Source organism: Pantoea sp. SGAir0215, assembly GCF_043543215.1.
In genome coordinates, this window is record NZ_CP028031.1 from 1,940,558 (window position 1) to 1,961,851 (window position 21,294).

Genomic DNA, 21,294 nt, shown 5'->3' on the forward strand with positions numbered 1-21,294 from the left:
CACCTCGCTTTCCTGCAACGACGCCGTACCCTCGCGATTTCGCACGTCCGCAACGTCGGCCTGCTGGCCGCTCTGTCCGAGAATGCGGTTTATTTTCTGCCCGCCACAGCGTATTGTACGCGCGCCTGAAAATATGAGAGAACGTATGAAAAAGTCTGCCAGCCCGTCCCCTTTCCATGCCCGTAACCGCCACCAGGGTGAATATGATTTTGCCGCGCTGACGGCAGCGCACCCGCCGCTGGCAGAAAAAGTCCGGCCCAACGGCTATGGCGTCATGTCGGTGGACTTTGCCGATCCTGAAGCGGTCATGCTGTTGAATCAGGCGCTGCTTAAACGGTTCTACGGCTTTGACTGGCAACTGGCGCCTGGTTCGTTGTGCCCGCCCGTGCCGGGGCGCGCTGACTATCTTCACTACCTGGCCGATTTACTGGCACTGGACAACCAGGGCAGGATCCCGCCGGCGGACATCCTGGATATTGGCTGCGGGGCGAACTGTATTTATCCCCTGATCGGCGCGGCGGAATATGGCTGGCGTTTTACCGGCACGGATATTGATGACGAGGCACTAAAAACGGCGACAAAAATTGTCGCGGCGAACCCGGGCATGCAACGCCTGATCCGCCTGCGTCGGCAAAAAAATCCCGCCGTGGTGCTGAATGGCGTGGTGAACAAGAATGAAAACTTCCATGCGGTCATCTGCAATCCGCCTTTTCACGCTTCTGCGGCAGAGGCGGCGGCCGGTTCACAGCGCAAAACGCGCAACCTGGGACTGGCACCGGCTGCACCGCTGAACTTTGGCGGCCAGCACAATGAATTGTGGTGCGAAGGGGGAGAAAAGGGCTTTGTCGGGAAAATGATCGCTGAAAGCGCCAGTCTGGCTCAGCAGGTCGTCTGGTTTACATCGCTGGTATCGCGCAAAGAGCATTTACCCGCGCTGGAGAAACAGCTGAAGGCGCTGGATACCCAGGTGGTACGTGTGGTCAATATGGCGCAGGGGCAGAAGCAGAGCCGGTTCCTGGCATGGAGCTTTATGTCCGCCGCCCAACGCGCGCAGCGATTGTCCCGCTAACGCAGGCGCTTACGTCAGTTCGCCGCATCATCGTGTGGCGTCGCCAGAGAAAAACGGGCCGCCTGACGGCCCGTTCGCACTCAGGAAACGTGCTGTAAAAATTCGCGCAGACGCTCGCTGGGCGGATCACTGATCAGACGGTCCGGATCGCCGTCTTCGGCAATACGGCCTTTATCAATAAAAATCAGGCGCGACGCCACTTTCCGGGCAAAACCCACTTCGTGTGTGACGATAACCATTGTCATGCCTTCTTCAGCCAGATCCTGCATGACTTTCAGCACTTCGTGACGCAGTTCTGGGTCCAGCGCGGAGGTGGGCTCATCAAACAGCATCATTTTGGGTTTCACCGCCAGTGCCCGGGCAATCGCCACGCGCTGTTGCTGCCCACCCGAAAGCTCAGAAGGGAAATGGTTGGCGCGCTCGGCCAGGCCCACTTTCGCCAGCAGGCTATGGGCCAGTTTTCGTGCGTCTTCTTTGCTGGCACCGCGAACGCGAATCGGGCCAAAAGCCACGTTATCCAGCGCACTCATCTGCGGGAAAAGGTGGAACTGCTGAAACACCATGCCGGCTTCCTGACGAATAAGGCGATCGTCTACTTTGGGATCGTTAACGTTCAGGCCATCGACGATCAGTTCGCCGCTGGTGATCTCTTCCAGCTTGTTGATGCAACGCAGCAGCGTCGATTTACCCGAACCGGAGGGGCCGATAATCACGACGACTTCACCCTGATTAACCTTCAGGTCGATATTGTGCAGCACCTGGGTTTGGCCAAAATGCTTTGAGACGTTTTTAAATTCAATCACAGGATTTTCACCCTTTTCTCAATTCGGCGCAGCACAAAGCTCAACACCAACGTAATCACAAGATAAATAACGGCCACTGCGCTCCAGATTTCCAGCGCGCGGAAGTTACCGGCAATAATTTCCTGTCCCTGGCGGGTCAGTTCGGCCACACCGATCACAATAAACAGCGAAGTATCCTTAATGCTGACAATCCACTGATTGCCCAGCGGGGGCAGCATACGACGCAGCGCCAGCGGCATGATGACGTAGCGCAGGGTTTCGCGGCCTGACAGGCCCAAAGCCAGGCCGGCCTCGCGAAAGCCTTTGTTAATGGACAGGACCGCACCGCGGGTAATTTCCGCAATATAGGCACCCGAGTTAATCATAATGGTTACCACCGCGGCGGTGAACGGATCGATGCGCAAATCCGGGAACGCCATAGGCAGGGCAAAATAGATGAACATAACCTGCACGACGATGGGCGTACCGCGAATGATTTCAATAAAAACCAGGGCGATATTATTGCTCAGCCAGCCACCGTATGCGCGGGCAAAACCCGCGACCAGGCCGATGATCAATCCACCGACCAGGCCAATAATGGAAATAATTAAGGTCAGTTTTGCGCCTTCGAGTAGCGCGGGCATGGCTGGCCAGATGACGCTCCAGTCAAAATCCATGGTGAAACTCCGCTGTTGTTGCGATGGAAAAAAGCAGGGACAGGGTCCCTGCTGAAAAATAAAAAACGGGCTCAGTGATTATTTCGGTTCAGTTCCGAACCACTTTTTATAGAGTTGATTGTAGGTACCGTTCTCTTTAAGCGTTTTCAGCGCGCCGTTCACTTTTTCACGCAGTTCATCACTGCCTTTCGGGAACGCAATGCCGTACTGCTGGGCTTCAATAGAATCACCTACAGCTTTGAAACGGCCTTTACCTGCGGTGTTGATGAAATAGAGAATATTGGGCGTATCGTGCAGCACTGCGTCAGCGCGGTTGGTGCCCAGTTCCATGTAAGCGTTATCGATATTCGGGAACTGACGCAGATCTTTCGTTTTGATGTGCGTCTTCGCATAATCTACGGAACCTGTGCCGCTCTTCACCGCCACCACTTTGCCGTTCAGATCGTCAATGCCTTTGATGTCTTTCTCGTTGTTACGCACCATGACCAGCAGACCGCTTTTGTAGTAGCCATCAGAGAACTCAATGGCTTTCTTGCGCTCGTCAGTAATGGTAATGCCAGCCAGTGCCACATCGACGTTGTGCGTCTGAAGGGCAGGGATGATGCCGCTGAAGTCCATCGGCTTCAGGGTGTAATCCAGTTTCAGTTCCTTCGCAATGGCATCCCATAAATCCACGTCAAAGCCGACATATTTGTCACCTTGTTTGAATTCAAACGGGACAAAAGCCGTATCGGTGGCGACGATCAGTTTCTTTTCTGCTGCGGGAGTGGAGAGAGAGAAGGCCAGCGCCAACGCGGCCACAGAGATGTTAAATAGCGATTTCATCATTTTTCCTTATTGCGACCAGGCACAGGGCCCGGGTTTGCGAGCTATCATTTGCGGGCTATCATATGAAAAAAGTATGCCAACTTTTCAAAATGTAAAAAATATAATGATCAGGAGATCATCGCTGACACGATTCTGCAACCTGTCGCGCCGATGCACCATTATGGTGGTCCATCATGGTGCGAAGCGCTAAAGTGGTGCAGGAGTAGTGTGCATCAGAAGGCGAAAACGGGAAGGGCGCAGCGTCAGAAATGTTAACAAAGTCATAAATTATAGTAATACAGACGTAAAAAAGGCGGGTTTCCCCGCCTGGTAATAGCCTGTAAAACCGTTATTCGATATTAGACTCAATGAACCACAGGAATTTATCCAGGTCACGAGAAGCCGCGGTAAAGATATCGGCGGTATCTTCATCTTTCACTTCAGAAATCGCTTTGCGCGTATCGTTAGCCACCACAGCATAACGGTCGGCCAGCGCTTTCAGATGATCCTGTACGCTGTGGATATTCAGCGGATAGCTTTTCAGTGGCGTTTTATCGTTGACGACCTGAGTGGTACCCAGTGCTACACCACCCAGTTGCACTACGCGTTCCGCGATAGTGTCCTGATGGTCGGTGATGGTGGTACGGAAACCGTCCAGCATTTCGTGCACACCGATGAAGTTCGCGCCGCGCATGTTCCAGTGCGCTTGCTTAGTGATCAGGGACAGATCGATGAACTCCACGACCAGGCGATTGAGCACCTCAATGGTGGCGCGCTTTTCGTCATCTGCCACGTCATTACGGGTATAAAGTAGATCAGAAGATTTTGTTTTAACCAGTTTAGCGGTACTCATTGTTTCAGTCCTCTCTTTCAATGGTTGTCCTAATCAAGTACGAAACTAAGTATAGCAGCGATTTGTCGCCTTGCAGGATTGGCTTAATCAATGGATGAAATAGCATTCACCTTAGCGTGCGTGGGTGCGCGGGTGAAATAGTTAATAAATTGTTAAACTTAAAATTTCATAAAGCACTTTAAATACATAAGGTTAAATAAAAATTTAATCGAATGATTTTTATCTGTATTAAATATTAACTTTCTATTACACATTAACTGAAATAATTATCAGCATGAGAGTTATTGTTATTTAGCCTGCCTTTCAGCAGGCGGAAACCTGTTATTTCTTTTTATTATCAGATAATTCTATTGCATTTAACTGGCGCTTTCTGGGACGCATGGTCAGGGTAGCGCCGGACGAGGCCAGGATAATCGCCAGCAGCGCCAGACACTGCACGCCAGAAAGGCTCTCATTCAGATAAAGCATGCCAGACAGCGCCGCCACCGCAGGCTCAAGACTCATCAGCGTGCCAAAAATGCGCGCAGGTAAACGGGTCAGTGCCATCATTTCCAGTGAATAGGGAAGCGCCGTTGAAAGAAAGGCCACTAAAATGGCAACCGGCACGACGCTCCATTGCCAGATGCCGCTTGCGGCAAACGTCAGCCCTACGGGAACAAAAATCAGCGAAGCGATCAGGGAGCCGATGGCGACCGTTGCCGCGCCGTGCTCTGCGCCCGCGCGCTGCCCTGACAGAATATACACTGCCCAACAGACACCAGCACCGAGCGCAAATAGTGCACCTATCGGATCGACGGAGGTAATACCGGTACTGAACGGCAGTAAAAACCACAGCCCAATGACCGCCAGTATGACCCAAAGAAAATCGAGTGGCCGACGTGAGCCGAGCAGCGCAAGCGTAAGCGGGCCAACAAACTCCAGCCCGACCGCGATGCCAAGCGGTACCGTCCGAATAGACAGGTAAAATAAAAAGTTCATCGTACCCAATGCTAAGCCATAAATAATCAGCGGCATGCGCTGTTCAGGACGAAAACGCAGTCGCCAGGGCTTGAAGATGAGGCAAAGGATGACGGTGCCAAAGCCAAGGCGCAATGCGGTGATGCCGGTGGCACCCACGGTGGGAAAAAGTGTTTTTGCCAGTGAGGCGCCGCCCTGAAGCGACAACATCGAGATAAGTAACACGACGACAGGGAGTAAAGCTGGCGTGAGCGATTTGAGTGGCGAAACTGACATCCTGTTGATACTTCCCAATCAATGAGCTAACAAGATGACCAGTGTAAAGGAAATGTTGGTCAAAAAGGGGACGTAAACTGATTTTAATTTTGTCTGTTTGCCTGCTTTTTAAGCTGTTTTTCCGGCTGGAAAGTAAATTAATGTCAGGTTTTTTTAGGAATTTACTTAAAGAATGAAAATTTGTTTGGGGTCATTATTGCAATGATATGACGGTTTTTATAAGAAAAATGAATGACATAGGAAACTCCATTAACTTTCTGTTACACCAAACACTGTGTTAGACAACAAAATGCGGGCAGAGTTTCTCGCTATTTTTTGTTATATTTTTAGCGTTGTCAGGAGAGAAGTACTTTCACATTTGAGGTGGTTATGAAAAAAATTGCATGTCTTTCAGCATTAGCCTGTGTGTTAGCAGTCGCAACAGGTTCCGCCATGGCACAGAGCACCGTAACCGGTGGCTACGCACAGAGCGACTACCAGGGCGTTGCTAACAAAGCAAACGGCTTCAACCTGAAATATCGCTATGAAGACGGTTCTAACCCACTGGGTTGGATCGGCTCATTCACTTACACCGAGAAAGATCGTACCGAAGACGGCATTTACAATAAAGGCCAATACTACGGTATCACCGGTGGTCCAGCATTCCGTCTGAATGACTGGGCAAGCATCTATGGTGTGGTTGGTGTTGGCTACGGCAAATACCAGGCTAACGACACCACTTCACGCGACAAAGCTGACACCAGCGACTACGGTTTCTCTTACGGCGCAGGTATGCAGTTCAACCCAATGGAAAACGTTGCACTGGACGTTGGCTATGAGCAGAGCCGCATCCGTAGCGTTGACGTTGGCACCTGGATTGCTGGCGTAGGCTACAGCTTCTAAGCGAGCTTAGTCGAGATTAAAAAAACGGCCCTCTTCAGGGCCGTTTTTATTGGTAACAAAAACCCGCGCTAATAACCTGCCTTTGTCTTTGTCTTTGTCTTTGTCTTTGTCTTTGTCTTTGTCTTTGTCTTTGTCTTTGTCTTTGTCTTTGTCTTTGCCACCGCGACTGTCACTGTATCTGTCTTCTCCGCGCCGCATTACGTTCTGACATTAACCCGCGCCCCGGACTTCCCTGGCAGGAAGCCTTTTTTCCAGGCCCGGACAGAACAAAAGAAGGGCGCCTTACACAGCGGCTGTACTTTGACGCTCACCTTTACAGGTACAGGCAATAGCAACGCTGAGCGCAGGGGAACAGGTGACCGGATCAGAAGCGTGGATCAATGCAGGCGCGCGGCGAGGAAAGGAAAACAGGCCGCGCGTGGGTAATGAATCTGAATGTGAAAACGGATTCAGCCGCGCCAGATCAGTTTTTGGCAGTAGCGCGTTTCCGGCTGCTGGCCCAGCAGACGCTCAATAAGCATGAGGCGCAGCGTAAAAGGGGAGCGCGTCAGCAGGCACCACCAGGATTTTCCTGATGTTGTTTTTTCGGCCTGGAAGCATTTGCTGCAGTCGATACAGCTTTTCAGAGTGCTCATAGCATCACCTCCCATAAAATTTAACGCAACGGTAAGCAGAGATCGTGCTTTAATGCATCACTCTGTTTACATTATCGACAAATATAGCACTGGCTATACCGTTTAGCCAAGGCTAACGACGAAAAATTTGAGCTTATTTGCGCCTGGTTTACAATGAGCGCAGCTAAATCCACACGGAAGGGCTGGTGTGGAAAAAATAAAGAGGAAGCTGAATGAGTCGTCGTGCCAAAAGCGTGGTTTCTGCCCCGCAAGGACCACTAAAAGATATTGAAGAGCATGTCGAAGGTTTTCGGCAGGTGCGCGAAGCGCATCGTCGTGAACTGATTGATGACTATGTTGAGCTAATCTCTGATTTGATTGGTGAGTTTGGCGAGGCGCGCCAGGTCGACATGGCCGCGCGTTTGGGGGTTTCGCAACCGACCGTCGCCAAAATGTTAAAGCGGTTAGGAACCGCCGGCCTGGTCGAGCAGGTGCCTTATCGCGGCGTATTTTTGACGCGTGAAGGGGAAAAGCTGGCTGAAGAGAGCCGCGCCCGCCATCACATCGTTGAAACATTCCTGTTAGCGCTTGGCATTAGTCCGGAAACGGCACGCCGCGATTCTGAAGGCATCGAACATCACGTCAGTGATGAAACCCTGGCCGTATTCCAGAAATTTTACCAAAACAATTAATCCTCAGTTAAGGCGCCGGACATCATGCCCATTGTGCTTCGCTCATTTCTGCATGACCATATATTGCACTTGTTAGTCGTTGTTGGGGTTGTTCTGCTGTTTCTTGCTCATTACCACTGGGCGGATCTGCCTGCCGCAGTGGACTGGCACACCATCATCACCCTGAGTGGGCTGCTTATCCTCACCAAGGGGTTAGAAACCAGTGGGTATTTTGATGTTCTGGGCGGTCGGTTAATTGCGGGGTTTAAGCATGAGCGCACGCTGGCCCTGTTTATGGTGCTGGCGGCGGCGGTGCTCTCGACCTTCTTAACCAACGATGTGGCCCTGTTTATTCTGGTGCCGCTGACGCTGACATTGCGCAAGTTTTCCCATTTACCGATTTCCCGCTTAATCATCTTCGAAGCGCTGGCCGTAAATGCCGGTTCGTTGCTGACGCCGGTGGGCAATCCGCAGAATATTTTGCTGTGGAGCCACGGCTCGCTGAGTGTAGTCGGTTTTATCTGGCAAATGACGCCGCTGGCCGTCTGGCTGCTGTTAAGCCTGCTGGTCGTCACCTGGTTTAGTTTTGCCAAACGCGCGATTGAAAAACATGAGAACGCAGAACAGCACAGCTGGCAGAAGCCACTGTTTGCCGTCAGTCTGGCGCTTTACGTCTTGTTTATCGCCGCGCTGGAGTGGCACCTGACCGGCTGGGCGCTACTGCTGATTCTTGTCTGCTTTTTTATTATGGCGCGCCAGGTATTGCTGAATATCGACTGGAGCCTGCTGGTGGTCTTCATCGTCATGTTCCTGGACGTGTTCTTGCTGACACGCTTGCCTGTTGTGCAGGCCCATTTTGATGCGATTGCCCATCTTGCCAAAGGGGAGCTTTACCTGTTGGCGATTGGCTTGTCACAGGTAATCAGTAATGTGCCTGCCACGATCCTGCTTTTGCAGAAAGTGCCGCCTTCAGACGTCCTTGCCTGGGCGGTCAATATCGGTGGGTTTGGCCTGCTACCGGGTTCGCTTGCCAACCTGATTGCGCTGCGCATGGCGAAAGATCGTGCCATCTGGTGGCGCTTCCATCTGTTCTCCGTTCCCTTACTCGCATGGTCAATGCTGACCGGCTGGCTGTTGCTCAAACTGGTTGCCTGACGCGAACCTGTCCTGCCCTCGTGGCAGGACGTGCGGACTTTCTCAAGTTAAGTAAAGTTGTACTGGATTTTGTCAGTTTTCGATCTAATGTTTAGTTGACTTTCTACGCCCAGGACTGAGGGCCTTAGCCAGCGACGGACACTATGAGCGAGAACAACAACAACCGTGACCCACACCAGAAAGATACAGAAAACGCGCCCGATAAAAACAGCCCAGAACACGATAGCCAAAGCGATAACGACGAGAAACCGCGTAAGCGTCCCGGCAAAAAGCCGTTAATTATTTTGGCGGTCGTCGTCGTGGTGATGTTGATCGTGGCGTTCTTTTTCTGGTTTACCACCCGTAATGAAGAAACGACTGACGATGCGTTTACCGAAGGCAACGCAGTGACTATCGCAGCGAAAGCCTCGGGTTACGTCGTAAAATTGCTGGTGAAAGACAACCAGCGCGTGAAGAAGGGCGATCTGCTGGTGGAAATCGATCCCAGCGATAACGAAGCCCAGCGCGCGCAGGCAAAAGCACAGCTTGGCCTGGCCATGGCACAGTTGCACCAGGCTCAGGCGCAACTGGCACTGTCGCGCGTTCAGTACCCGGCGCAACGCGACCAGGCGCTGGCCGATCAGGCCAAAGCCGAGGCCAACTACCTGAATGCGCAGGCGGATTACCGTCGTCAGCGCGGCGTCGATCCCCGCGCCACCAGTCAACGCAATATTGATTCAGCCTCGGCGCAGTTACGCTCCGCGCAGGCACAACTGCAAAGCGCCAAAGCTCAGGTGGAAGTCGCCTCGCAGGTGGCCCTGCAAATCCGTCAGCAGGAAACCAATGTTGAAGCGCGTCAGGAACAGGTCGAGCAGGCAAAAGCCCAACTGAATGTGGCCGAGCTGAATCTGTCTTACACTCAGGTTCGTGCTCCTTACGACGGGTTTGTGACTAAGCGAAATGTCCAGTTGGGAACGTTGGTTCAGGCGGGCAGCGCCTTGTTCTCACTGGTTTCCCCGGATATCTGGATCACCGCCAACTTCAAAGAGTCACAGCTGGAGCGAATGAATCCCGGCGACAAGGTAACCATCAGCGTGGATGCCTGGCCTGACATGAAACTTGAAGGCCACGTCGACAGCATCCAGATGGGCACCGGTTCGCGCTTTTCGACCTTCCCGGCGGAGAATGCCACGGGCAACTACGTGAAAATCGTTCAGCGCGTGCCGGTCAAGATTGTGATTGATAAAGGACTGGATCCTAACCGTCCACTGCCACTGGGCTTATCGGTTGAACCGAAGGTAACCGTGGAATGAGTGAATCGCAGAGCTGGAAACCCGCCAGTAATCCGTGGCTCGTGGCCATTACGGTAACGCTGGCGGTATTTATGGAAATCCTGGATACCACCATCGTGAACGTGGCCCTGCCACATATCGCCGGTTCGCTCTCATCCAGTTACGATGAATCCACCTGGGTGCTGACCTCGTACCTCGTGGCGAATGGCATTGTGCTGCCCATCTCTGCCTTCTTCAGTCGTTTATTTGGCCGTAAACAGTTTTTCTTAATCTGTATCGTTATGTTCACAATCTGCTCATTCCTGTGTGGTATTGCCACCGAACTCTGGCAGATCATTCTGTTCCGCGTTTTGCAAGGGTTTTTCGGCGGCGGCCTGCAGCCTGTGCAGCAGTCGGTGCTGCTCGACTACTTTAAACCTGAGGATCGGGGCAAAGCGTTTGGCCTTTCCTCGATTGCGATTATCGTGGCGCCTGTTATCGGCCCGACGCTGGGCGGCTGGATTACGGATAACTACAGCTGGCGCTGGGTGTTCTTTATCAATATCCCGGTCGGTATCCTGACGATCATGGCCATTTTGCCGCTGCTGGAAGATCCGCCATGGGAGCGCAAGTGGGCCAAGGGCAAACTGAAAATTGACTACATCGGTATCGGTTTAATTACGCTGGGCCTGGGCTGCCTGCAGGTGATGCTGGATCGGGGTGAAGATGAGGACTGGTTTGCGTCGCACTTTATTGTGTTATTCGCGGTACTGGCGCTGGTCGGCATTGTCGGAGCCGTCTACTGGCTAATGTATGCCCGCAAACCGGTAGTCGACATTCTGGTAATGAAAGACCGTAACTTCTGGGTTGCGGGCCTGCTCATGGCCGGGATGGCAATGATTCTGTATGGTAGTTCCGTCGTGCTGCCTCAACTGGCCCAGCAGGATCTGGGTTATACGGCGACCTGGTCAGGGCTGGTGCTTTCACCCGGAGCCGTGCTGATTGTGCTGACGATTCCGCTGGTGCTTAAGCTGATGCCGGTCGTGCAAACCCGCTATATCATCGCATTTGGTTTTAGCTGCCTGGCCCTGGCGTTTTTCTACTCGTCCACGTTAACGCCCAATGTCGATTTCTCCACGCTGGTCATGATGCGCAGTGCGCAGTCTATTGGCCTGGGCTTCCTGTTTGTGCCGCTGACCACCATTGCCTTCATTACCATCCCACAACGCCTGAACGCGGATGCATCAGCATTATTTACGATGTTCCGTAACGTTGCGGGTTCGATTGGCATCTCGTTATCCACGGCGGCAATTACGGAGCGGGAGCAGGCGCGTTCGGCCCACATGGTGCATAACATGACGCCGTTAAATGAACAATTTAACATTACCGTTCAGCACTGGGCGCAGGCGATTCGCGACTTTACGTCGGCGGTGGGCGATCCCGTGACGCTGGCAACCGGCCAGCTCTATAAAGAGATGATTGTCCAGTCACGCATTCTGGCTTATATCGACGTCTTTTCAGGCTTAAGTATTGTCGCCCTGATTTTGATTCCATTTTGTTGGCTGCTGTCGCCCGTCAAAAGCGAAGGCAGTGCAGGAGCACACTGACATGAAGGTTATGACTACGTATCGCCTGAATCCCTTTACCTTGTTGCTGACGTTATCGCTGGCAGGTTGCAGCGTGGGCCCGGACTACCAGGCGCCAAAACCTCAGTTGCCGGGCAGCTACCACGCGCTGGATTCTCAGGAGCGCTCGAAACCGCAGACGTCGGCAGTGGATACGCGCTGGTGGCGTAACTTCAACGATCCCCAACTGGACAGCCTGATTGCCCGCGCAATCGCGGGTAATCTGTCGTTACAGCAGACCGTCCTGCGCATTGCGGGCGCGCGCGAGCAGTTATCTCAGGCGCAGGGCGGCTTGTTTCCCAGCCTGAACGGTTCGGCAAAAGTCACGCGTCAGCAACTGGGGCTGGAAGGTTTGCTGAAAGCGAATGGGGTCAATGACCAGGTGGACAGCACTGTCGCCAGCCAGTTAAACGGGCTGACGCAGCCCGTCACCTTATATCAGGGCAGCTTCGATGCCAGTTGGGAACTGGATCTGTGGGGCAAGGTACGACGTCAGATCGAATCAGCCAATGCACAGCAACAGGCGGCCATTGAGCAACGTAACGATGCGCTGGTGTCGCTGGAAGCGGAAGTTGTCCGTGCCTGGTTACAACTGCGTGGGGCGCAGGCAACCGTCAACACGCTGCAACAGCAAATCGCGGTGGCGGATCAGACCTGGCAACTGACACAAAGCCAGCAGCGCAATGGCCTGGCGCCGTTAACCGATGTGGAAAATGCCCGGGCGCAGTTGAGCAGTTTACAGGCGCAGCTACCGCAGTATCAGGCGCAAACGCGTCAGGCGATGAACGGTCTGGCTGTGCTTATCGGTAAAACCCCCGGCGCGCTGGATGCAGAACTGCAGACGCCGAAAGCGCTGCCAGCCTTGCCGAATGCGGTCGCGGTCGGCATTCCCTCAACCTTAGCGCGTCGACGCCCGGATATTCGCCAGGCAGAGGCGAAACTCCATGCGCAAACCGCCGGGATCGGCGTTTCTGTCGCACAGCTATTCCCCAGCCTCTCTCTTACCGGACAGTTGGGCGTGCGCAATACCGATGCCAGTTATCTGGACGACTGGAGCAGCCACTTCTATAGCGTGGGGCCTTCGCTGTCGATTCCCCTTTTTCAGGGAGGCCGGCTGGTTTCCAGCGTGAAGCTTGCACGTGCTCAACAGGCCAGCGCGGCGCTGGATTATCGCCAGACGGTGCTGACGGCTTTGCAGGATGTCGAAAACGCCCTTGTGAGTTACCGGGCCGATCAGCAGCGCGTCACGGCGCTGGACGAAACGACCGGTGCACTGCAACGGACCTTTGATTTGGCGAGCGACAGCTATCGCCAGGGATTATCGACCTTCCTTGAGGTGCTTGATGCGCAGCGCCAGCTCGCCCAGGCCGAGGAGCAGGCAACACAGGCGCGCATGCAAAGCGGGCTGGATCTCGTGGCGCTCTACAAAGCGCTGGGCGGCGGCTGGGAAACCTATCAAAACGTTCAGCTCCCTCAGTATGACGTGTTTGGACCTGCGACCCAGGTAAATTAATCCTTCAGGCCGTGGCCTTTCGGCAGACCACGGCCTGTTATCAGACAGTGTAATACCTGCGCTTTATTATTTATCTGTTATATCGTTCAGTAAACTCATTTAATCACCCTTAAAGCTGGTGGTTTAAAAGGGTTGCTGGCTATTTAGCCGGCGCACTTACTGTGAAGCATAAATTGTCTGTAAATGTATTCAACCTTATAACGGCTGTGAAACGCCGTCGCCTTGCCTGTGCCGATGCAGCATTTTTGTCGGGGAGTGAAGGGGGACAAAGGCAATATCCCCACATTTTATTCGCCATAAAGCCGATATTATTGTGGCGAAGCGCGATAAACTTCGTACCCGACGTCAGCTATTTTGTTCACAGACCGCGTGTTCCGGGCGGAGAACGTCTGACTCAGGACAGGCAAATTAATCCAAATTCTTCACCGGTGTTAAAAAATATTGAGCGTTAAAATTTAAAAGCGCATAGCGAATTCATACAGTAAGTGTAATCAATGAAATCGTTTACATTGTGCAAGGATAGCAGGCATTTAGTGTTAATTTGAGGTTAATTATCTCTCCACATAAGCATTCTGAATACTTCACTGACATTTAAAAAACCTATCGGAATTATCTGTAGTAATAAATTAATTTATTTTTTTATTTGAATTAGGTAATCTTGACGCTACAGTTTAATTAAACCCCTTAATCAAGGATATTGTGATGAGTGACGCATTTAAAGTTCTAAACAACATTCGCACATTACGTGCCCAGGCTCGTGAACTGCCACTGAGCGATCTGGAAGAAATTCTTGAGAAATTGACCGTTGTAGTAACGGAACGTCGTGAAGAAGCGCACGCTGAAGAACAACAGAATCGTGAAAAAGAAGAGAAGTTATCGAAATATCGCGAAATGCTGTTGGCTGATGGTATCGATCCTAATGAATTATTAGGTGCGCTGGAGCAGGGTAAAAAACGCACTAAGCGTGCGCCACGTCCGGCTAAATATTCTTACACCGACGAAAATGGCGAGAAAAAATCATGGACCGGCCAGGGCCGCACGCCAGCAGCAATTAAAAAAGCGCTGGACGAAGGTAAAAGCCTGGACAGCTTCCTGATCGATTAATCGACACAATCCTTGTAAGTGGCAGCCGGCGACATTTATGTCGCCGGCTTTTTTTATTTAAAAAACCCTGCTCTTTGCTTTATTACTCTCGCTGTCATGCACCCGGTGTGGCGTGCGCAGGTAGGGCTTCCCCTCTGCGCAGCGTCCGGTACGTTTAGCCAGCGGCTGGGTTAAGCGACAAACGTACGGGCAGTGAAAATAAAAAGTCATGCGTTTTCAACAGACACTCATGCAAGGGTAGCCGGAGACTGGCGTGCGCTACGTCACATCTGGCATAATAGCCGCCGTTTTCCATCCACTCTCTTCACTAAGGTCAATGCCGTGTTAGTTAGCAGCAATATCACCATGCAGTTTGGCAGCAAGCCACTGTTCGAAAATATCTCCGTTAAATTTGGCGGGGGTAATCGGTACGGTTTAATCGGTGCGAACGGCAGCGGAAAATCCACCTTCATGAAGATTTTGGGTGGCGATTTGGTGCCGTCGGGCGGCAATGTTTCCTACGATCCCAATGAACGTATTGGTAAATTACGCCAGGACCAGTTCGCCTTTGAACAATATAGTGTGATTGATACGGTAATCATGGGGCACCATGAATTATGGGAAGTGAAACAGGAACGTGACCGTATTTATTCCCTGCCCGAAATGAGCGAAGAGGAAGGCTACAAAGTCGCAGATCTGGAAGTACAGTATGGCGAAATGGATGGTTACAGCGCGGAATCGCGCGCCGGTGAATTATTACTTGGCGTGGGCATCCCGGTTGAACAGCATTACGGGCCGATGAGCGAAATTGCGCCAGGCTTTAAATTACGCGTTCTTTTAGCCCAGGCCTTGTTTTCTAATCCGGATATTTTGCTGCTGGACGAACCGACCAACAACCTGGATATCGATACCATCCGTTGGCTGGAGCAGGTGTTAAACGAACGCGACAGCACCATGATTATCATTTCGCACGACCGTCACTTCCTCAATATGGTCTGCACGCACATGGCCGATCTGGACTATGGCGAGCTGCGCGTTTATTCCGGTAATTATGATGAATATATGACCGCGGCCACCCAGGCGCGTGAACGTCTGTTAGCGGATAACGCCAAGAAAAAAGCGCAAATTGCCGATCTGCAGTCGTTTGTCAGCCGCTTTAGTGCCAACGCTTCTAAATCGCGTCAGGCCACCTCGCGCGCTAAACAAATGGATAAAATAAAACTGGAAGAAGTGAAAGCCTCCAGCCGTCAGAATCCATATATCCGTTTTGAACAGGATAAGAAACTGTTCCGTAATGCGCTGGAAGTGGAAGGCCTGACGAAAGGCTTTGATAACGGTCCTCTGTTCAAAAATCTTAATCTGCTGCTGGAAGTCGGTGAAAAACTGGCGATATTAGGGGCTAACGGTATCGGTAAATCCACGCTGTTAAAAACCCTGGTCGGCGAACTGACGCCAGAAAGCGGCAGCGTTAAATGGTCCGAGAATGCCAAAATTGGCTATTACGCGCAGGACCACGCAGACGATTTTGCTGACGATCTGACGGTTTTTGACTGGATGAGTCAGTGGAAGCAGCCGGGCGATGATGAGCAGGCCGTTCGCGGTATTCTTGGCCGCCTGTTGTTCTCTCAGGACGACATTAAAAAGCCCGCGAAGGTGCTGTCGGGTGGTGAGAAAGGGCGCATGCTGTTCGGCAAGCTGATGATGCAGAAGCCTAACATTCTGATTATGGATGAACCCACCAACCACCTGGATATGGAATCCATCGAGTCATTAAACATGGCGCTGGAAATGTATGAAGGCACGCTGATTTTCGTTTCCCATGACCGTGAATTCGTCAGCTCACTGGCGACGCGTGTTATGGAAATCAAGGCGGAGCGCATCGTCGATTTCACCGGGAATTACGAAGACTACCTGCGCAGTCAGGGCATCGTTTAAGACCTGCGGGGTAGCGCTGACTACCCCGTTTTCTTTCGTGCATTGACTCGCCTTTTGTAATCGCTCACGCTCAGCGTTCAATCAGACCGGCCTTTAGCCTGTGCACTCAGAATGGCCACAGACTTCACAATTCGGATCCTGTGCGACATGCATCGTGCGAAACTCTGCGCGCATGGCATCATACATGAGCAAACGTGAGCGCGCGGGCGTGCCAAACCGGGTCAGCAGCTTTATTGCTTCCATCGCCTGCATGGCACCGACAACGCCCACCAGCGGCGCCATTACACCGGCTTCCACGCAACTGAGCACCTGAGCGCCAAACAAACGGCTGATACAGCGGTAGCAGGGCGCACCAGGCTGCCAGTCAAACACACTCAACTGACCTTCCATGCGAATCGCCGCGCCCGAAACCAGAGGCACCTTCAGTTCATAACAAAGCCGGTTAAGCTGTTCACGCACGCTGACATTATCCGTGCAGTCGACCACGACCTGCTGCCTGGCGATGATCGCCCGCAGCGCGTTATCGTCCAACTGGCCGTGGACAGGATATAACTGACAGTGTGGATTGATCTCCGCCAGGCGTGCCCGGGCGGATTCGACCTTGGCCCGACCAATATCCGCATCATGATGCAGAATCTGTCGCTGCAGGTTTGAGAGCGAAACCGTATCAAAATCCAGCAGAGACAGGTGACCGACGCCTGCTGCCGCCAGATAAGGTGCGGCTGCACAGCCTAAACCGCCCAGGCCCACGACCAACACATGGCTGGCCTTCAGGGCTTCCTGTCCGTCAAAGTCAAACCCCCGCAGGACAATTTGCCGGTTATAGCGCAGCATTTCCTCGTGGCTGAGTTCGGGCAGCATTTATCCCTCCAGCAGGGCGTTGAAGGGCTCAACATCTACCCATTCTCCCGCCTCGACATAGCCGCGCTCACGCTCCAGTACGATAAAGCAGTTAGCCTGTGAAAACGAGCTGTACACATGCGAACCCTGGGCACCCGTGCTGACGACTTCTGTTTCACCCTCAGCATTTCGCCGCAGCACACCGCGCTGAAAATCCAGACGGCCCGGCGATTTTTTCAGTGCGCTTGCTGTACGCACGCGCTGACGTGGCGGTAAAGCCGAAGCTGACTGTCCGGTCAGACGGGCCAGCAGGGGCTGCACCAGTTGATAAAAGGTCACGACGGCCGAGACCGGATTGCCGGGCAGGCCGCAGAACCAGCTGTTTGCCAGGCGGCCAAAGGCGAAAGGTTTGCCCGGTTTAATGGCCAGCTTCCAGAAGCGGATGCTGCCCAGTTCCTCCAGCATCGCCTTAGTAAAGTCGGCTTCACCGACAGAGACACCGCCGGTGCTGATGACCACATCGGCCTGGCGATCGGCGTCCATAAAGGCAGCCCGAAGGGCGACCGGATCGTCGCGAACAATGCCAAGATCGATCACCTCGCAGCCCAGCTTATGCAGCATGAGGGAGATGGCAAACCGGTTGGTGTCATAGATTTGCCCGTCAGACAGCGGCTGGCCCACGGGTTGCAGCTCATCCCCGGTGGAGAAAATTGCCACGCGCAATTTGCGCAGCACCTTCACCGTGGCGATGCCTAATGAGGCCAGCAACGGCAGTTCCGCAGCGCCCAGGCGCACGCCAGGCGCAAGGACCTGATGGCCTGCCCGGATATCATCGCCGATCAGGCGGATGTTTTGTCCGGCTTTTACGGGCGCATCAATAACAATCTGTTCGCCCTGCAGATGGGTTTGCTCCTGCATGACGACGGCATCGCAGCCGTCCGGTACCGGCGCGCCCGTCATGATTCTGATGACACTGCCCGCAGGCCAGTCACCCGAAAACGGCGCACCGGCAAAGGCTTTACCGGCAACCGTTAAGGGCTGACCCTCTTGTACATCAGCAAGCCTGACGGCATAACCGTCCATGGCTGAGTTGTTAAAAGGCGGTACATCAATGGGGGAGGTCACGCTGCAGGCGGTGATGCGCCCGGCCGCGTCGGTCAGGGGCACATCCAGGGATTCGGTGATGGGCGTCAGTTGCGCCAGCATCTTCTGTTGCGCGTCTTCAAGGGAAATCAGTCCGGCAGTAAAGCTTTCCATTATTGTCTCAGTCTGTCTGTTGCAATTGCTGACTATTATGGTGGCTTTTATCCTCAGAGTCACATCGGTATAAGCCACAACGAAAGGTTATTAGCGCGGGACCAGTTTCCGCTTTACAAGCTATGGCGGGCTTTCTATATTCAAAAATACGCTAACAAGACGTAAAACCATTCAAAATCAGTGTTTTTCCTTCTGATGCAACCACAGGGTAACGCAGTATGGCTAAAGCAGTGATCGCCATTCATGGCGGCGCAGGCGCAATTACGCGTGCTGCCATGAGCGCAGAGAAAGAACAGGCTTATCGTCAGGCGCTTCACGATATTGTGACACATGGCCAAACCCTGCTGGCGCAGGGCGCATCCGCGCTGGATGTGGTGACTGAAGCGGTGCGCAGGCTGGAAGAGTGCCCGCTGTTTAATGCAGGTAAAGGGGCTGTGTTTACCCATCAGGGCACGCATGAGCTGGATGCCAGCATCATGGATGGCAGAACGCTGCAGGCTGGGGCAGTGGCGGGCGTCTCCCGGCTGCGCAACCCGGTACTGGCAGCGCGTGCGCTGTTAGACCACAGCCCGCATGTCCTGTTGATTGGGGAAGGGGCCGAAGCCTTTGCATTTGCGCAGGGGCTTGAGCAGGTTGAACCGGATTTCTTTTCCACGCCTGAACGCCTGGAGCAACTGCAACGGGCGCTGCGCAGCGATGCCGCTGTGCTTGACCACGATGGCGCCGCCCAGGGCGGCGATCCTCTTGACCCGGATCGTAAGTTTGGCACGGTCGGTGCCGTGGCGCTGGATTTGGCGGGAAACCTGGCGGCGGCGACATCGACCGGCGGCATGACCAATAAACAGCAGGGGCGCGTAGGCGACTCACCGTTGCCTGGCGCAGGCTGCTATGCCAGTAACGACAGCGCGGCGGTGTCCTGCACCGGCACTGGCGAAGTGTTTATCCGCACCCTGGCGGCCTACGATGTGGCGGCACAAATGCGTTACGCCGGGCGGACATTACAACAGGCCAGCGTCAATGTGATTCATGACAGCGTGCTGGAGCTGGGCGGCAGCGGTGGGCTGATTGCGGTTGATCGGGAGGGCAATGTGGCACTGCCGTTCAACAGCGAAGGCATGTACCGGGCTGTTGCCCGGGTGGATGACGTCGCAGAGGTCGCAATTTACCGTGAAAGCTAACAGCCAGCCTGACAGGCTCCCTCTGTCTCCCGAACAGGTGTTGGCGGTGCGCGACCTGAACGTACGTTTTCACCATGACGGCCAGGTGACCGAAGCCGTGCGTCATCTTTCACTTGATGTGTTTCGCGGCGAAACGCTGGCTTTAGTGGGCGAGTCCGGCTCGGGCAAATCCGTCACCTCACTGGCGATCATGCGCCTGTTGGCGCAGGACAGCGCAGAGGTCAGTGGCGAGATACGGCTGCGTCGGCGCAGTGGTGAGGCACTGGATCTGATGCGGATGCCGCGCGGTCAGATGCGCAGGGTGCGCGGCGCGGATATGGCCATGATTTTCCAGGAACCGATGACCTCGCTGAATCCGGTGTTTACGGTAGGCGATCAGATCGCAGAATCCATTCGACTGCATCAGGGTAAAAGCCAGTCCGAAGCCCTGACGGAGGCGCGTCGTATGCTGGATCGGGTACGCATTCCTGACGCACAAAGTATGCTGCGCCGTTATCCTCACCAGCTTTCCGGTGGTATGCGGCAGCGCGTGATGATTGCGATGGCCCTGTCGTGCAAGCCTGCGCTGCTGATTGCCGACGAGCCGACTACTGCCCTGGACGTCACGATTCAGGCCCAGATCCTGCAACTGATCCGCGAGCTGCAGAAAGAGATGCAGATGGGCGTGATTTTTATCACTCACGATATGGGCGTGGTGGCGGAAATGGCGGACCGCGTCCAGGTGATGTATCGCGGTGAGGTGCTGGAAAACGCCTCTACCGCCGAGCTGTTCAGCGCACCGCAGCAGCCTTACACCCGGGCGCTGCTGGCCGCTGTCCCGACCCTGGGGGCGATGCAGGATCAGCCGCTGCCCGCGAAATTTCCTCTCCTGCTTAACGATGCGGCACCCGACGTACCGCAAAACACCGTACGTCACGATCGCCCGCCCATCCTGCAGGTGCGCAATCTGGTCACGCGCTTCGATATTCGCTCAGGATTACTGAATCGCGTAACAAGCCGGGTGCACGCGGTCGAGAACATCAGCTTTGACCTTTATGCAGGCGAAACGCTGGCGCTGGTGGGGGAATCCGGGTGCGGTAAATCGACTACCGGACGTTCACTGCTGAAACTGGTCGCCAGTCAGGGAGGCAGCATTACCTTTGACGGGCAGCGTATTAACGATCTTTCGGGAGCGGCGCTGGCGCATCTGCGGCGCGATATTCAGTTTATCTTCCAGGACCCTTATGCATCGCTTGATCCGCGCCTGACGGTGGGATTTTCGATTATGGAGCCGCTGCTGGTTCACAAGGTGATGCCACGACGCGAAGCGGAACAGCGCGTGGCTTGGTTACTGGAAAAGGTTGGCTTACTGCCGGAACACGCAAAGCGTTATCCGCATGAGTTTTCGGGTGGCCAGCGTCAGCGTATCTGCATCGCGCGGGCACTGGCGCTGAACCCCAAAGTGGTGATTGCCGATGAGTCGGTGTCCGCGCTTGATGTCTCCATTCAGGCACAAATCATCAACCTGATGCTCGACCTTCAGCGTGAATTTGGTATCGCCTTTTTGTTTATTTCCCATGATATGGCGGTGGTTGAGCGCATCAGCCACCGCGTAGCGGTGATGTATCTTGGACAGATTGTGGAAATCGGCCCACGTCAGTCGGTATTCGGGCAGCCACATCATCCTTATACCCAAAAATTAATGGCCGCCGTGCCGGTTGCCGACCCGACACGTCGGCAACGCGAGCGCAGTCTGCTGGTCGATGAGATCCCCAGCCCGATTCGTGCACTGGGCGATGAACCCGAACGGGTTTCGCTGATGGAAGTGGCCCCCGGTCATTTTGTGGCTCGCTCTGCCACCAGCGCGATCTGAAATAATACGCTATCGCCA

The 21,294-nt window shown here is 53.8% G+C and carries 20 protein-coding genes; 11 read left to right on the plus strand and 9 right to left on the minus strand.

Annotated features, from left to right (window positions below; translation table 11 throughout):
- Window positions 1-145 precede the first annotated feature (145 nt).
- Window positions 146-1,069 (plus strand): 23S rRNA (adenine(1618)-N(6))-methyltransferase RlmF, encoded by a 924-nt coding sequence (gene rlmF, locus C1N64_RS09165; RefSeq protein ID WP_394515438.1) that lies wholly within the window; start codon window positions 146-148, stop codon window positions 1,067-1,069.
- Window positions 1,070-1,149: 80 nt separating this feature from the next.
- Here rlmF and glnQ read toward each other — a convergent pair whose 3' ends face one another.
- The 5 genes from glnQ to rhtA form a co-directional block, all read right to left on the minus strand.
- Window positions 1,150-1,872: a glutamine ABC transporter ATP-binding protein GlnQ gene (gene glnQ / locus C1N64_RS09170; RefSeq protein ID WP_205957388.1), complete on the minus strand. Its 723-nt coding sequence runs from the start codon at window positions 1,870-1,872 to the stop codon at window positions 1,150-1,152.
- Window positions 1,869-2,528 carry a glutamine ABC transporter permease GlnP gene (gene glnP / locus C1N64_RS09175; protein WP_033737688.1) on the minus strand — a complete coding sequence of 220 codons (660 nt, stop codon included), beginning with the start codon at window positions 2,526-2,528 and terminating at the stop codon, window positions 1,869-1,871. The genes glnQ and glnP overlap by 4 nt, the downstream gene beginning before the upstream one ends.
- 78 nt (window positions 2,529-2,606) lie before the next feature.
- Window positions 2,607-3,353, minus strand: coding sequence for a glutamine ABC transporter substrate-binding protein GlnH (gene glnH, locus C1N64_RS09180; protein ID WP_033737687.1), 747 nt, complete (start codon window positions 3,351-3,353; stop codon window positions 2,607-2,609).
- A gap of 331 nt (window positions 3,354-3,684) precedes the next feature.
- Complete coding sequence (dps, locus tag C1N64_RS09185) at window positions 3,685-4,188, minus strand: DNA starvation/stationary phase protection protein Dps (protein ID WP_033737686.1); 504 nt, start codon at window positions 4,186-4,188, stop codon at window positions 3,685-3,687.
- A 321-nt stretch (window positions 4,189-4,509) separates the two neighbouring features.
- Window positions 4,510-5,421, minus strand: a complete 912-nt coding sequence (rhtA, locus tag C1N64_RS09190; RefSeq protein WP_033737685.1) for a threonine/homoserine exporter RhtA — start codon at window positions 5,419-5,421, stop codon at window positions 4,510-4,512.
- Between the two features lie 369 nt (window positions 5,422-5,790).
- Between rhtA and ompX the strand changes: the two genes are divergently transcribed.
- Window positions 5,791-6,303, plus strand: coding sequence for an outer membrane protein OmpX (gene ompX / locus C1N64_RS09195; RefSeq protein ID WP_033737684.1), 513 nt, complete (start codon window positions 5,791-5,793; stop codon window positions 6,301-6,303).
- Window positions 6,304-6,309: 6 nt separating this feature from the next.
- Here the strand turns inward: ompX and C1N64_RS09200 are convergent, their stop codons facing one another.
- Window positions 6,310-6,501, minus strand: coding sequence for a hypothetical protein (locus C1N64_RS09200; RefSeq protein WP_205952835.1), 192 nt, complete (start codon window positions 6,499-6,501; stop codon window positions 6,310-6,312).
- Between the two features lie 251 nt (window positions 6,502-6,752).
- Window positions 6,753-6,938: a hypothetical protein gene (locus C1N64_RS09205; protein WP_033737683.1), complete on the minus strand. Its 186-nt coding sequence runs from the start codon at window positions 6,936-6,938 to the stop codon at window positions 6,753-6,755.
- Window positions 6,939-7,150: 212 nt separating this feature from the next.
- On the opposite strand from C1N64_RS09205, the gene mntR reads away from it, so the two are divergent.
- From mntR to C1N64_RS09240, 7 genes are all read left to right on the plus strand, one after another.
- On the plus strand, window positions 7,151-7,609 hold the full coding sequence (gene mntR, locus C1N64_RS09210; RefSeq protein WP_033737682.1) for a manganese-binding transcriptional regulator MntR: 459 nt from the start codon (window positions 7,151-7,153) through the stop codon (window positions 7,607-7,609).
- A gap of 24 nt (window positions 7,610-7,633) precedes the next feature.
- Window positions 7,634-8,743, plus strand: a complete 1,110-nt coding sequence (locus C1N64_RS09215; protein ID WP_054634256.1) for an SLC13 family permease — start codon at window positions 7,634-7,636, stop codon at window positions 8,741-8,743.
- 143 nt (window positions 8,744-8,886) lie between these two features.
- Window positions 8,887-10,035 (plus strand): HlyD family secretion protein, encoded by a 1,149-nt coding sequence (locus C1N64_RS09220; protein ID WP_033737680.1) that lies wholly within the window; start codon window positions 8,887-8,889, stop codon window positions 10,033-10,035.
- Complete coding sequence (locus C1N64_RS09225) at window positions 10,032-11,600, plus strand: DHA2 family efflux MFS transporter permease subunit (RefSeq protein WP_033737679.1); 1,569 nt, start codon at window positions 10,032-10,034, stop codon at window positions 11,598-11,600. The genes C1N64_RS09220 and C1N64_RS09225 overlap by 4 nt, the downstream gene beginning before the upstream one ends.
- 1 nt (window position 11,601) lies before the next feature.
- Window positions 11,602-13,131 carry an efflux transporter outer membrane subunit gene (locus C1N64_RS09230; protein ID WP_058701048.1) on the plus strand — a complete coding sequence of 510 codons (1,530 nt, stop codon included), beginning with the start codon at window positions 11,602-11,604 and terminating at the stop codon, window positions 13,129-13,131.
- 702 nt (window positions 13,132-13,833) lie between these two features.
- On the plus strand, window positions 13,834-14,235 hold the full coding sequence (locus C1N64_RS09235; RefSeq protein WP_014606234.1) for an H-NS family histone-like protein: 402 nt from the start codon (window positions 13,834-13,836) through the stop codon (window positions 14,233-14,235).
- A gap of 321 nt (window positions 14,236-14,556) precedes the next feature.
- Window positions 14,557-16,149: an ABC-F family ATPase gene (locus C1N64_RS09240; protein ID WP_394515439.1), complete on the plus strand. Its 1,593-nt coding sequence runs from the start codon at window positions 14,557-14,559 to the stop codon at window positions 16,147-16,149.
- A gap of 93 nt (window positions 16,150-16,242) precedes the next feature.
- Here the strand turns inward: C1N64_RS09240 and moeB are convergent, their stop codons facing one another.
- Both moeB and moeA read right to left on the minus strand, forming a co-directional pair.
- Window positions 16,243-17,010, minus strand: coding sequence for a molybdopterin-synthase adenylyltransferase MoeB (moeB, locus tag C1N64_RS09245; protein WP_058707619.1), 768 nt, complete (start codon window positions 17,008-17,010; stop codon window positions 16,243-16,245).
- Entirely contained in the window at window positions 17,011-18,246 is a 1,236-nt protein-coding gene (gene moeA / locus C1N64_RS09250) for a molybdopterin molybdotransferase MoeA (protein WP_205954400.1), read from the minus strand. It abuts the gene before it with no gap.
- 218 nt (window positions 18,247-18,464) lie between these two features.
- On the opposite strand from moeA, the gene C1N64_RS09255 reads away from it, so the two are divergent.
- Together C1N64_RS09255 and C1N64_RS09260 are read left to right on the plus strand one after the other, a co-directional pair.
- Window positions 18,465-19,424, plus strand: a complete 960-nt coding sequence (locus C1N64_RS09255) for an isoaspartyl peptidase/L-asparaginase family protein (protein WP_033737675.1) — start codon at window positions 18,465-18,467, stop codon at window positions 19,422-19,424.
- Window positions 19,387-21,276, plus strand: a complete 1,890-nt coding sequence (locus tag C1N64_RS09260; RefSeq protein WP_081011363.1) for a dipeptide ABC transporter ATP-binding protein — start codon at window positions 19,387-19,389, stop codon at window positions 21,274-21,276. Before C1N64_RS09255 ends, C1N64_RS09260 begins: the two co-directional genes overlap by 38 nt.
- The last annotated feature ends 18 nt before the right edge of the window (window positions 21,277-21,294 follow it).